This is a genomic window from Virgibacillus litoralis, assembly GCF_017873675.1.
Classification (GTDB): domain Bacteria; phylum Bacillota; class Bacilli; order Bacillales; family Amphibacillaceae; genus Lentibacillus; species Lentibacillus litoralis.
Map to the genome: position 1 here is coordinate 1 of NZ_JAGGKK010000023.1, position 13,373 is coordinate 13,373.

The window sequence follows — 13,373 nt, forward strand, 5'->3', positions numbered from 1 at the left end:
ATCCTTTATCTCAGGGAAAAGGAAGATCGACTAAGACCGCCGCTTTGCGCGGCAACGTCGACCTACCCGCGATGCGCGGGCACAGTCCATACGGCCTGAACAGGCGCTTGCGCTTTTGTTCTTCTAATGCCACTTTTACCCTTGGAGAATCGAATATAGTAGTAGAGAAGATAGTTTTATCTTATAATGTTTTTAATCCCAGTTGACAGAAGGAATATTAAAAGTGTCTATCGAATAGTTAAAATAGATGAATAAAACAGTAATCGTGTGAACGGAGGGGAAATATGGCCGAATCAATTGAACTTATGGAAAATGCTGAAGAATTTTATTTTCCGGGAAACAAAACAGGAGTGCTAGTTATCCATGGCTTTACTGGTACGACGCAGAGTATGCGGTTTTTGGGTGAAACATTAGCAGAAGAAGGCTTTACTGTATATGGACCAAGTCTGAAAGGGCATGGAACTGACCCAGAGGATATGGAAACTACATCGTATCGTGATTGGATTCGATCAGTAGGAGATGCATTAGAAATACTAAATAAGACATGTGATGAAATTTTCATAACAGGTTTATCCATGGGTGGAACATTAACACTTTATGTGGCAGAAAATTCTTCCTCAATCAAAGGAATTATGCCCATTAACGCTGCAGTGCATATGCCTGATTTAATTAAAACATATGATTCACTTCGGGATACAAAGACGCGATTTGTTGATGGTATTGGGTCTGATATAAAACAAAAAGGCGTGGAAGAACTCGCATATGCTAAAACACCTGTAAAGTCAATGAAGGAACTAATCGCCCTATCGATGATTGTCAGAGGGAATCTATCAAAGGTAGAAACACCAGCAATGATATTTTCGTCAACGGTTGATCATGTTGTACCACCGGAAAATTCACAGGAGATATATGATTCTATCTCATCAAATGACCGTGAACTGGTGAAGCTGGAGAATAGTTATCATGTAGCAACACTGGACAACGATAAAGAATTGATTGCTGAAAAGTGTGTGGAATTTGTAAAGGGAATAAGTAAGAATTAGGATCAGTACAAAGGGAATTGCTTCTTGGCAATTCCTTAATCTCTATTACGTAGTTCTTCATATGCTTTTAAATAATTTTGATAGACCTCGACATCAGTCCCATCTTTTTCCTCACCAAATACCCGCTCCAGCGTTATTTTGCTTGAATCTTCAAGTGAACAGTCTTTGGTGTTCATGATCAATTTCATATATGACTTGAAATAAGCTTTGCTTAGCTTTCCTCCATGTTTAATGCGCATGTAACAACACTCCTTGTTTGTATATTAAATGGAATAAACATTAATATCAATTTTGTGATATATACTGAAGCATATACATCTATGGAAATATTTACAATCCTACATGGCTCGGATACAATTGAAATAGAGGTGATTTATAAATGGCAGTTGTAACGGTAGATTTTGATGGGACTCTATTTCAAGGGAATTCATTTAAAGTTATGTTTGAAGCGGCGCAAAAGGATTTTAATCTTAAACAGTGGGCAGTCGTTGGTGCGGGAGTAATCAAAGCGGTTGTTAGTGGGATTTTAAAAGGTAAGAACGCATTCCGTATCAGTTTTTTTAAAGCTTTTGCCAAATCCTTTAAAGGAAAGTCTGAAACAGAAATGGATGAATTTTTCCGTAAGCTGGTGGACATTGGCAGGGAAGATATTCATCAGGGACTGGTTCAAAAAATTCACGAACACCAGGAGCAAGGGGATGAAATAATTGTCCTATCTGGTGCACTCCATCCCTTTTTAAAGGCGTTTACAAGGGAAGTAAACTTGCAAGTACATATCATCAGTACGAAATTACAATATGATCAAAACGGCATATGCACTGGTGAAATTGGAACTGTGATAAATGGAGATGAAAAAGTAAAGGAAGTTAAAAATTGGGTGGCTGCTGAAAGTGATTTAGTTGAGAAAACTGAAGTATGGGCTTATGCAGATAGTTTAAGCGATTATCCATTGTTTCAATTTGCCAACCATCCAATTGTTGTAAATCCAGATGATGCAATGAAAAAGTTAGCCGAAAAGCATAATTGGCCGATTTTTAAGTCTGCCTAATTTGTACATATTTCCGATTGAAATGACTTATTGACATGACTTTCTTTCGACTATATAATTAGTCGAGTAAAATGGATAATTCAGATCCGTTAAAAATAACGGGAGAGGTTCTTAGCTTTAACCCTCTATAAAAAACTAAGGACAGATGATGCGATTATGAAGCCATGTGCCTTAGAGGCCATGGTTTTTATATTTTCAGTTAAGTAAGTATAAATACTTTCTTACAGTATAACTAAGGCACTCACCATTAAGGCTTGACGAATGCCAAGTTTTCTAAAAATAAAGTGAGGAGGTTATCAAATGGCTGGTAGACGTGATGAAGAATTAACAGATATATCTCTTTTAGGGAACCAAGGAACACCTTATAACTTTGATTATTCACCAGAAGTATTAGAGGCATTTGATAATAAACATCCCTACAGAGATTATTTCGTGAAATTCAATTGTCCTGAGTTTACGACACTGTGTCCAAAAACAGGACAACCCGATTTTGGGACAGTGTATATTAGTTATGTACCTAACGATAAGATGGTGGAGAGTAAGTCACTGAAGCTATATTTATTCAGTTTCAGAAATCATGGCGATTTTCATGAGGACAGTATGAATATTATTATGAACGATCTTATCGAACTAATGGACCCTCGCTATATTGAAGTGTGGGGGAAATTTACGCCACGTGGAGGTATTTCCATTGATCCCTATTGCAATTATGGAAAGCCCGGAACTAAGTTTGAACAGGTGGCTGATCATCGCTTAATGAACCATGATATGTATCCAGAAAAGGTAGATAATCGCTAGCAACGTTTAAGTTTTGAGGGTTAGCTTTGTTCTTTTTCCTAGATAGGAAGAGGATTATTATGTTTGTTTATTTAAATGCTTTATTTGTAGGACTTTTACTAATAGCTAATATTTTAGGAGTTAAATTATTCAGTATTGGGGAATTTGTATTACCTGCTGCAGCTATAGTGTATGTAGCAACTTACTTGATAACAGATGTTATTGGTGAGATCTATGGAAAGGATGCAGCTAGGAAAACTGTTCAGGCAGGTTTTATAACACAGGTAATTGCATTAATTTTTATCTTTATTGCAATTCAACTACCTGCTGCACCAGTTTTCGGTTCCCAAGCAGAATTCGAACAGGTTTTAGGAGGAAGCTTCAGGGTTATTTTGGCAAGCTTAATTTCATATATTGCCAGCCAAAACCTGGATGTATCAATTTTTCATCGTTTAAAAGCAAGGCACGGCGAAAAGAAATTATGGTTGCGTAACAATGTATCTACTATGACAAGTCAATTAATCGATACAAGTTTATTTATAACTGTAGCCTTTTGGGGTACTGTCCCAACCAGTGTTTTGTTTGGTATGATCCTAACACAATATGTATTTAAACTATGTGTGGCATTAGTTGACACTCCCATAGCATACTTGTTGGTGAGATTAGGCAGAAGATCTGTCGGTAAAGTTGCATAGAAAAAAACGTCATTCCAGATGGGATGACGTTTTTTTATGAGCTATATTTGTCATACATTGCTGTGCCTAGATCTATGTGTGTTATTATCCAATGTTTTAAAGGAATTTTTCCAAAAATATTAATTTTACCATTGTAAAACGCTTACATCTGTTATATAATTTCACTAAATCGATTTAGTAAACCGATTTAGTAAGGGGTAAGGAGATTTTGATGAGTAGGAAAATGACTATTGCAGATGTGGCTGAAAAAGCTGAGGTATCAAAAAGTACAGTGTCCCAATTTTTGAATGAGCGGTTTGAATATATGGGTGAGGAAACTCGAACAAGAGTTCAAAATGCAATTTCGGAATTGGAGTATCAACCAAACGTGGTTGCCAGAAGCTTAAAAAAGAAGAGTACATCGACGATTGGTGTTATCGTGGCTAATATTTTACATGCATATTCCACCCAAGTTATTAGAGCGATAGAAAATGTATGTAACGAGAAGGGTTTTTCGACGATAATATGTAACGCTGACGATAATCCAGAAAAAGAAAAGAAATATATTGAAACCCTCTTAGCTAAACAAGTGGATGGATTAATAGTAGTACCGATAAGTGGTAACTTAGAAACTTATGACAAACTACTGAAGCAGAACTACCCAATTGTCTTTTTGGATCGATTAGTAGATGGGCTTAATACGGATACAGTTCTTTTAGATAATGAAAGGGCATCCGAACTAGCTGTTAGTCATCTATTGAAGAATGGCTATGAAGATATAGCCATAGTAACTACATCATTAGTTGATAACGTTACGCCTAGGATTGAAAGAATTAATGGGTACAAACGTACTCTTGAAGCAAACGGTATAACAGTAAGACCTGAATTCATTAGAGGGATGGAACTGAACTCGTTCAGCCAAGGACTAGATGCTCTGTTTTCATTGGATAAAAAACCTGATGCTATTATTTCTGGTAACGACTTGACTCTAATGGAAATTTTGAAATATACCTTTAAAAACGATATAAAAATTGGAAAAGATATAGGTTTAATAACGATTGATGAAGTATCATTTGGTCCTATTCATTCACCTCCTCTAACGACCATAGCGCAGCCAACATTTGAAATGGGTACAGAGGTGGCAACAATTTTACTGAAAAAAATCAAGGATAAAGAAATAAAAGATCCAGTAATACATCGACATGAACCATCAATAATCATTCGGAATTCAACTAAGAAAGAAGGTGTATCTAGTGAATGATGTCATAACAATTGGCGATGCAATGATTACTTTTGATCCTGATTCAACTGGACCGATGCGCTTCGTTAACGCATTTAAACGAAAAGTTGGTGGGGCAGAATTTAATGTTGCGATTGGATGTGCTCGGCTTGGTTTAAAAACGGGGTGGATAAGCCGGTTAGGTCAGGATGAATTTGGCAGATATATTTATAATTTCGCTCGTGGAGAAGGTATTGATGTTAGCGAAGTGGAGCTCATGTATGGCTATCCGACATCAATTAATTTTAAGGAAATAAACGGAGATGGGTCTTCAAATACATTTTACTACCGGGAGAAATCACCAACTCTAACGCTAGATTCGAACTCTTTAAATGAAGAATTCTTTAAAAAAGCAAGATTACTGCATATTACAGGGGTTTTCCCAGCAGTAAATAATCAAAACATTAATACTGTATATGAGGCTATTAAATTAGCAAAAAAGCATAACTTAAAAATATCAATGGATCCAAACATTCGGTTAAAATTATGGGATGAAAAACTGGCTCAAAAAACACTATTGGGATGGATGGAAGATGTTGATTATTTATTAGCAGGAACTGATGAATTGGAATTGTTATTCGGTACAGAGGATATAGACAAATGGATTGAGAAAATGAAAGAATACTCAGTATCACATTTATTTATTAAACAAGGTGAAAATGGCGCAATGCTGTGGACTGATAATAGTTTATATGAACAACCTTCTGAACAAAATGTAAACGCTATAGATACTGTTGGTGCTGGGGATGGTTTCGATGCAGGTGCTCTTTATGGACTTCTAAATCACTGGAATGCTGAAAAAATGTTAAAGTTTGCCAATATACTTGGTTCAATGGTTGTTGAAGTGGTTGGTGATAATGAAGGGTTGCCATACCTAGAGGATGCCCTGAACAGATTAGAGGAAATAAAGACTATTGAAAGGTAGGGTCTAAATGATTCAAATAGCTCTTGACCGAATGGGTAAGGAAGAATGCTTCAAGATAATTGCCCAAATTAATAGATATATTGATTACATTGAAATTGGAACTGGTGTTATAAAGCAATACGGGATGTCAATCGTTCAAGAGATGAAAAAGTTCTACCCTGAGAAAGAGATTTTAGCTGATATGAAAACATGTGATGCAGGAAAACACGAGACACTTCAAGCTTTCGAAGCTGGTGCTGATTATACTACTGTAATGGGCTTTTCGGCAGATAAAACAATAATAGACTCATTACAAGTTGCTGAAGAACACAGAAAACATATTGTTGTAGACTTACTTGGTATAACATCAAAGGATCGTATTTTAGAGTTGAAAGAAATAGGTGTAAAAGCGGTATCAATGCATATCGGAAAAGACATGCAAGGTGAAACATCCTTGGACTATTTGGAAGATTATCTGGATGTACTTGAAGGCTTTACCATTTTTGTGGCTGGAGGTATTGACCCAGAGTGCGTTCAGTACTTTTCGAAAATAAATCCTAACGTGTATATTATCGGAAGCTATATTACGGGTTCTAAATATCCTGAACAAGCGGCTAAAAATATGCAGGAGGTGATTGGAAAGTAATGAAGAAAACTCATTTAAAGATTCTTGAGGAACTAAAGCAAGTTGCTGAACAGCTAGATGACAACCAAATTGAGTCTTTTTCAAATAAACTTAATAAGGCAGAACGAATATTTGTTGCCGGTGAAGGCCGATCAGGTTTAATGGGAAAGGCGTTTGCCATGAGGCTGATGCATGCAGGTTACGACGTTTTTGTAAAAGGTGAAACAATAACGCCCAGTATTCAAAAAAACGATGTTTTGGTAGAGATTAGTGGGTCGGGTAATTCAACCTCACTTTTATCGGCTGCTCAGCAGGTGAAGAAATCAGGAGCAACTTTATTATTAGTTACAACAGCACCTGACTCAGAACTTGGTCATCTAGCTGATGAAACTATTCGGGTCCCTGCTGCAACTAAGCTACGACGTCCAAAAGAACCTGTGACAATACAACCGATGGGTAATCAGTTTGACCAAAGTGTTCATATTTTACTAGATGCAGTTGTAATTTCCTTAACTCAAAGTCGTGATGATATTAATCATTATATGAAGGAGCAGCACGAGAACCTTGACTAGAAAGGAAGATATAGATGGCAGACATAATTGTACAAGAGAAAGAATTAAAATCACTTGTTGTAAAAAAATTAACTGAAGCAGATGTGAGTGAGGAACATGCATCAGTAGTGGCAGATGTTTTGGTTCATGCTGACTCTAGAGGTGTAAGTTCTCATGGAGTGTTGCGAACAGAACATTATGTGAGACGAATGAATGAAGGCGGAATGAATCCAAATCCGGAGTTTAAAGTTGAGGATAGAGGTAAGACAGCAGCATTATTCGACGGTGATAATGGAATGGGTCATGTAATTACTAAAAAAGCGATGGATAAAGCAATTGATTTAGCGAAGGAAAACGGGATTGGTATGGTTGGAATTGTTAACAGCAGTCATTGTGGCGCTCTATCTTATTTTGCAGAACAAGCTGCAAAAGAAGAAGTTGTAAGCATGGTAATGACTCAAACAGACAGTGCAGTGGTTCCATTTGGTGGATCTGAGCCGTATTTTGGTACAAACCCTATAGCATATGGATTTCCAGCAAAAAATAACAAGCCAATTATACTAGATATGGCAACAAGTAACGTAGCATTAGGAAAAGTACTTCACGCAAGAGAAACTGGTAAATCAATACCTGATAGTTGGGGTGTAGATACCAACGGAAATCCTGTTACTGATCCAACCTTAGTTAAAAACCTATTGCCTATCGGTGGTCCTAAGGGCTATGGATTAGCTCTAACTGTAGATGTACTATCTGGAATTTTAACAGGATCCGCATTCGGAACAAATATAGCCTCTATGTATGGTGATTATAATAATTACCGTCGTTTGGGTCACGTGATTTTAACTGTTGATCCAGGATTATTTATTGAAAAAGATCATTTCCTCGAAAACATTGACAATATGATCGACGAATTGCATCAGCTAGAGCCCGCAGAAGGCTTTAAATCAGTTATGGTGCCAGGTGAACCTGAGCAATTGAAAGAGGAAGAACGTTTGAATAGTGGTATACCTGTTCCTAAAAGTATTTATGAATATTTAACTTCATAATCTATTTTTTACTACGTTAAAGGGGTGATTCAATTATTAAATATACTAAATTTTCTTAAATGAAAACGGTACCTAAGAGAACAACAAATTATATTTCCAGGGAGGATTAATATTATGAAGAAAGTTATTGGCCTACTAATGGGGCTATCACTAATTTTTGTTTTGGCAGCTTGTGGTGGAGATGATTCATCAAATGAGGAAAGCAGCGGCAGTGAAGGAGAAACAATTACTTGGAAGCTTGGTCATTTATCAAATGAAGACCATCAATGGCATAAAACTGCAGTAAAGTTTTCAGAATTAGTTAGTGAAAAGACAGATGGAAAATTAGAAATCGAAATTTATCCCAATGAGCAATTAGGTAGTGAAACAGAAGTGCTAAATGGTATTGAAGCTGGAACGGTTGATATGACTATTTCTGGTGAAACGATGCAAAACTGGGCACCCGAAGCTGCTCTAATGGCAGTACCATACGCATTTAAAAATGAAGAACATGTTAAGAGTGTTGTAGAAGGAGATATTGGTAAGGAAATTGAAAACGCGGTCAAAGAAAAAGTTGGCGTAACACCATTGTACTATCATTTGCGTGCTCCACGTAATTTAACATCAAATGAACCAATTAAATCACCTTCTGATTTAGAAGGATTTAAAATGAGAGTTCCTAATGTTCCGTTATTCATGGATTCATGGAAAGAAGCTGGAGCTCGTCCACAAGTAATGGATTTTAGTGAAGTATTTACAGGGCTACAACAAGGTGTTATTGATGGTCAGGAAAACCCTGTTGATTTAATTCATAGTGCAAGTTTCTTTGAAGTACAAGACTACGTTAACAAAACAGAACACGTTCGCAGCTGGATTTATGTTGTTGTAGGAAACGAACAGTTAAACTCGTTGAATGATGATATGCAAGCAGCAGTAAAAGAGGCTGCAAAAGAAGCACAGGCTTTCGGTATGGATCTATATGAAACTGAAACAGAAGGATATGTTCAAAAGTTAAAAGACAAAGGCATGGAATTCGTTGAAGTTGATCAAGATGCTTTTGCCGAAGCAATGAAACCAGCAGTACAAAATAGTCTTTCAGAGGAACAGTTAGCACTATATGAAAAAATTCTTAAAGCAGCAGAATAATTAATTTTCGGGAACATCTTTTAGTAGATGTTCCCCCCTTAATCTTATTAAATGAGGTGAAACCATGAAAGCGGTAAATGTTTTCAGCAGGATACTTAAATTCTTAACAGTTCTAACGTTTTCTGCTTTGATTGTAGTTGTACTTATCCAAATTACAGGTAGATATTCACCGTTAACTTTTGTATGGACTGAAGAGTTGTCAAGATACTTATTTGTTTATTCTATTGCATTTGGAGCACCAGTAGCAATGGAAAAAAGGGAATATATTACAGTGGATTTGCTTGTTGGATTCCTTCCAGAAAGGATAAAAAAGTTCTATAATGCATTTATTTATCTGGTATTAGGTGCATTTTCAGCGATGCTCGTCATGTATGCATATGAATTTGCGATGCTTGGAGAAGGGCAAACATCTGCAACTTTGGGAATTGATATGTTTTATGTCTATTTAAGTATGTCTATAACACTTCTGTTTCTAGCTGTGTATAGTTTTATAAATATAATTCATGTTCTAAAGGAAAATACTGTTGAGAGGGAAGAGGGTGTTGAATAATGATGGCACTAATATTATTTTTGTCATTTATCGTAATGATTTTTGTTGGTGTTCCAATTGCTTTTAGTTTGGGTTTATCCTCGCTAATTTACCTTCTCTTAACTGATATATCTTTATCGATTATCCCGCAAAAAATGTTTGAAGGGATTAATTCATTCACTTTGCTCTGTATACCTGGTTTTATATTAGCTGGAAACTTGATGAATGCAGGTGGGATAACAAAAAGAATTATTGCATTTACAAATAATATTGTAGGTCATATACGTGGAGGACTTGGTTTAGCAAATGTTGGTGCTTCAATGGGTTTTGCTGGAATATCTGGAACAGCACTAGCAGATACAGCAAGTATTGGTTCGGTTATGATTCCTTCTATGAAAAAGGAAGGGTATGATGCATCTTTTTCAGTTGCGGTTACATCATCATCCTCAACAATTGGCCCAATTATCCCACCATCATTGCCAATGATCATTTTGGGTACATTGGCAACAGTTTCGATAGGTGACTTATTTATTGCAGGTGTGATCCCAGGAGTTTTACTTGCTGCAGGATTGATGATTGTTACGTATGTTATTTCTGCTAAACGAAAGTATCCCAGGGGGGAACGGCAAAGTTTTCCAGTTATTTTCAAGTCTTTTTGGGGTGCATTTTGGGCCTTAATGATGACGGTTGTTATATTATTTGGTATACTCAGTGGTTATTTTACACCGACAGAGGCATCAATCATTGCAGTAGTATACGCGACTTTAATAGGCCTATTTATTTACAGGGACTTGAAGATTCGTGAAATGCCAAAAATTATACTAGATTCAATGGTTAGTGCTGCTGGTATTATGATTCTCGTTGGATTTGCAAATTTATTTGGATGGATATTGGTAAGTGAGCGAATACCGCAGTTAGTTGCTGATTTTATATTATCCATTTCTGATAATCCAATTATAATTATTTTATTAATAAATCTATTATTGCTGTTTGTTGGTACATTTATGGAGACTATAGCGGCTATCGTTATTCTTTTCCCTGTACTATTACCGATTGCAACACAACTTGGTATGGATCCAGTTCATTTTGGTGTCATGATGGTATTGAACCTTATGATTGGTCTGTCAACACCACCAGTAGGGGTATGTTTATTCGTGGCTTCCAGTATTGGGAAAGTATCAATTGGCCGTGCTTCCGTAGCATTATTGCCATTTCTAGCGGTAAGCTTAATTGTATTATTATTAGTGGCGTTCATCCCGGAAATCACTCTGTTTTTACCAAGTCTATTTGATAATTAGATCGGAGGTATATATATGAAAGCAATACAAGTAACTAAGCCACATGATTTACGTGTGGTTGAAGCAGAAGAACCTAAATTAACGAAATCGAATGATGTAAAGATTCGTATGAAAGCAATGGGGATTTGTGGATCTGATATGCACATTCTACATGGGCAAAACCCTTTTGCTTCTTATCCTCGAGTTATTGGCCATGAAGTGTCAGGGGAAATAGAGGAAATAGGTAACTCTGTAACAGGCTTAAATATTGGTGATAAAGTCGTAATTGAACCAATGACATCCTGTGGTGAATGCTACGCTTGTAAACAGGGTCGTCCAAATGTGTGTGTGCATGTAGAAGTATACGGTGTGCATAGAGAAGGTGGTGGGCGTGAAGTGACTGTGATGCCTGGAAACCTTGTTCATCGTGTCGATTCCTCGCTTAACTGGTCCGAGATTGCTCTAATTGAACCTTTTTCAATTGGTGCACAAGCAACATATCGTGGTCAAATTCAAAATGAAGATATGGTCTATATAATAGGAGCCGGACCAATTGGATTATGCTGTTTGAAAATGGCTCTAAATGCAGGAGCGAAAGTAGCTATTTCTGATTTTAATCAGGAAAGGTTAGATTTTGCTCGTAAGTGGGGAGCAGATCTTACAATAAATCCTCAAGATCAGGATGTTAGTGAAGCACTTTCTTACTGGACAAGTGAAATGGGCGCAAACGTAGTAATTGATGCCGTAGGAACTCCAAAAACAGCTGTGCAAGCAATCGAAGTAACTTCTGTTGCAGCAAGAGTTGTTTTATTAGGTTTCCATGTAGATGTTTCTCATATAGCACAAGTTAATATCACAAAGAAAGAATTGACTATATGTGGTTCGAGACTACAGACGCATCGTTTTCCTAAGGTCGTTGAATTGTTTAATTCAAAAGACTTTGATGTGAAAGACTTGATAAGTCATGAGTTTGCTTTAGAGGATGCTCAAGAAGCTTTTAAATTAATGGAAGAAATGCCCTCCGGGGTCCGTAAAGTAATAATTAAACTGTAGAATGACAAGATATTTGGAGGTTTTTTAATGAATGAAATGTTTAATTTGCAGGATAAAATCGCAGTTGTGATGGGTGGTACAAGCACACTTGGTTCATCTATGGCACTAGGCTTGGCGCAAAGTGGTGCTGATGTAGTTTTAACTGGCCGAAATGAGGATAAAGCAAATTCTATTTTGAAAGAGATTAAACAGTATGATGTAAAGGCAGACTTTATAAAAACAGATGTATTGCAAATGGACTCTATTAAAGAAGCGGCTGAAGTGATTGATAAAAAGTACGGCGGTTGGGACATTTTGATTAATGCCGCAGGGGTTAATAGTTCAACACCTTTTTATGAAATAAAAGAAGATGAGTGGGACAGTATAATGGATGTTAATTTGAAGTCTGTAATGTTTACATGCCAGCAATTTGCTCGAAAGAACAAAGAAAGAGAGCGAGGAGGAAGCATAATTAATATTTCTTCTGTTTCCTCCATTACGCCGCTGACAAAAGTAGTAACTTATTCTGCCTCTAAAGCTGCAATTAATAGTATCACAGAATTTATGGCGCAGGAGCTGGCACCGGATAATATAAGAGTAAATGCTATAATTCCAGGCTTTTTCCCAGCAGAACAAAATCGCAAAATTCTTACGGAGGATCGTGTGAAATCAATCATGGACCACACACCTATGAAACGATTTGGGGATCCTCAAGAATTACAAGGGGCAGTAATTTGGTTAGCATCTGAAAAAGCGGCTGGTTTTGTTACTGGTTCAATGGTAACTGTAGACGGAGGCTTTGGTGCAACCAAAATTTAGCAGGGAGTGAATGCTATGCAAATGATCGACACATTACAAAAACTAAGGGAATCAAAAATAGTAGCTGTAATTCGTGCGGAGACAAGTCAAGAAGCAATTGAATTTTCGGAAGCGTGTATTCGAGGTGGGATAACGAGTATTGAGTTAACCTATACAATTCCTCAAGTCGAAGAAGCAATTGAAACGTTGTCCGAACGCTTTCCTGATACTCTGGTTGGGGCAGGAACTGTATTGGATGCAACTACAGCTAAAATGGCAATGCAATCTGGCGCGGAATACATTGTAAGTCCTGGGTTTGATAAAGAAACTGCATCGCTGTGCAACCTATATCAAATTCCTTATTTGCCAGGATGCATGACAGTTTCTGAAATGATGACTGCACTTTCATCAGGATGTTCTATGATTAAACTATTTCCTGGCGGTGTTTTTGGTCCTAAGGCTATAAAGCAATTCAAAGCTCCATTACCTCAACTGTCTATTATGCCAACAGGTGGAGTGGATTTATCTAATATTGACGATTGGTTTGAGAACGGTGCTGAAGTTGTAGGAGTGGGGAGCTCATTGATTAAAGGTAGTTTAAAGGATATTGAGAATGCATCCAGAAAATTTGTATTTAAAGTTTCAAATTTGAAATAGGTAAAAAG

General features: G+C 36.9%; 16 protein-coding genes and 1 riboswitch. Of the genes, 15 read left to right on the forward strand and 1 reads right to left on the reverse strand.

The features are described from left to right. Positions 1–284 precede the first annotated feature (284 nt). On the forward strand, positions 285–1,043 hold the full coding sequence (locus J2Z82_RS16760) for an alpha/beta hydrolase (RefSeq protein ID WP_209481963.1): 759 nt from the start codon (positions 285–287) through the stop codon (positions 1,041–1,043). 35 nt (positions 1,044–1,078) lie between these two features. Here the strand turns inward: J2Z82_RS16760 and J2Z82_RS16765 are convergent, their stop codons facing one another. Continuing rightward, positions 1,079–1,282: a hypothetical protein gene (locus J2Z82_RS16765; protein ID WP_209481964.1), complete on the reverse strand. Its 204-nt coding sequence runs from the start codon at positions 1,280–1,282 to the stop codon at positions 1,079–1,081. A gap of 140 nt (positions 1,283–1,422) precedes the next feature. Here J2Z82_RS16765 and J2Z82_RS16770 point away from each other — a divergent pair, with 140 nt between their 5' ends. The 14 genes from J2Z82_RS16770 to J2Z82_RS16835 all read left to right on the forward strand — a co-directional run bounded on the left by J2Z82_RS16770 (position 1,423) and on the right by J2Z82_RS16835 (position 13,365). Beyond that, positions 1,423–2,091, forward strand: coding sequence for an HAD family hydrolase (locus J2Z82_RS16770; RefSeq protein ID WP_209481965.1), 669 nt, complete (start codon positions 1,423–1,425; stop codon positions 2,089–2,091). Positions 2,092–2,189: 98 nt separating this feature from the next. Then, positions 2,190–2,236: riboswitch (PreQ1 riboswitch) on the forward strand. Between the two features lie 155 nt (positions 2,237–2,391). Then, entirely contained in the window at positions 2,392–2,889 is a 498-nt protein-coding gene (gene queF, locus J2Z82_RS16775) for a preQ(1) synthase (RefSeq protein WP_209481966.1), read from the forward strand. Between the two features lie 59 nt (positions 2,890–2,948). Further along, the gene (locus tag J2Z82_RS16780; protein ID WP_209481967.1) at positions 2,949–3,563 is read left to right on the forward strand and encodes a queuosine precursor transporter; all 615 of its coding nucleotides are present in this window, start codon (positions 2,949–2,951) and stop codon (positions 3,561–3,563) included. Between the two features lie 211 nt (positions 3,564–3,774). Then, positions 3,775–4,803 (forward strand): LacI family DNA-binding transcriptional regulator, encoded by a 1,029-nt coding sequence (locus tag J2Z82_RS16785; protein ID WP_209481968.1) that lies wholly within the window; start codon positions 3,775–3,777, stop codon positions 4,801–4,803. After that, positions 4,796–5,746: a sugar kinase gene (locus tag J2Z82_RS16790; protein ID WP_209481969.1), complete on the forward strand. Its 951-nt coding sequence runs from the start codon at positions 4,796–4,798 to the stop codon at positions 5,744–5,746. Before J2Z82_RS16785 ends, J2Z82_RS16790 begins: the two co-directional genes overlap by 8 nt. Positions 5,747–5,753: 7 nt before the next feature. Continuing rightward, entirely contained in the window at positions 5,754–6,371 is a 618-nt protein-coding gene (hxlA, locus tag J2Z82_RS16795) for a 3-hexulose-6-phosphate synthase (RefSeq protein WP_209481970.1), read from the forward strand. Then, positions 6,371–6,922, forward strand: coding sequence for a 6-phospho-3-hexuloisomerase (gene hxlB, locus J2Z82_RS16800; RefSeq protein ID WP_209481971.1), 552 nt, complete (start codon positions 6,371–6,373; stop codon positions 6,920–6,922). The genes hxlA and hxlB overlap by 1 nt, the downstream gene beginning before the upstream one ends. 14 nt (positions 6,923–6,936) lie before the next feature. After that, on the forward strand, positions 6,937–7,947 hold the full coding sequence (allD, locus tag J2Z82_RS16805; protein WP_209481972.1) for an ureidoglycolate dehydrogenase: 1,011 nt from the start codon (positions 6,937–6,939) through the stop codon (positions 7,945–7,947). Between the two features lie 114 nt (positions 7,948–8,061). Next, positions 8,062–9,072, forward strand: coding sequence for a TRAP transporter substrate-binding protein (locus J2Z82_RS16810; protein WP_209481973.1), 1,011 nt, complete (start codon positions 8,062–8,064; stop codon positions 9,070–9,072). A gap of 64 nt (positions 9,073–9,136) precedes the next feature. After that, a complete protein-coding gene (locus tag J2Z82_RS16815) occupies positions 9,137–9,622 on the forward strand; it encodes a TRAP transporter small permease (RefSeq protein WP_209481974.1) in 486 nt (161 codons plus the stop codon). Then, positions 9,622–10,899 (forward strand): TRAP transporter large permease, encoded by a 1,278-nt coding sequence (locus J2Z82_RS16820; RefSeq protein ID WP_209481975.1) that lies wholly within the window; start codon positions 9,622–9,624, stop codon positions 10,897–10,899. The genes J2Z82_RS16815 and J2Z82_RS16820 overlap by 1 nt, the downstream gene beginning before the upstream one ends. A 15-nt stretch (positions 10,900–10,914) precedes the next feature. Then, the gene (locus tag J2Z82_RS16825) at positions 10,915–11,931 is read left to right on the forward strand and encodes a zinc-binding alcohol dehydrogenase family protein (protein ID WP_209481976.1); all 1,017 of its coding nucleotides are present in this window, start codon (positions 10,915–10,917) and stop codon (positions 11,929–11,931) included. A gap of 27 nt (positions 11,932–11,958) precedes the next feature. Beyond that, complete coding sequence (locus tag J2Z82_RS16830; RefSeq protein ID WP_209481977.1) at positions 11,959–12,729, forward strand: glucose 1-dehydrogenase; 771 nt, start codon at positions 11,959–11,961, stop codon at positions 12,727–12,729. 15 nt (positions 12,730–12,744) lie between these two features. Then, on the forward strand, positions 12,745–13,365 hold the full coding sequence (locus J2Z82_RS16835; RefSeq protein WP_245251770.1) for a bifunctional 2-keto-4-hydroxyglutarate aldolase/2-keto-3-deoxy-6-phosphogluconate aldolase: 621 nt from the start codon (positions 12,745–12,747) through the stop codon (positions 13,363–13,365). Positions 13,366–13,373 lie beyond the last annotated feature (8 nt).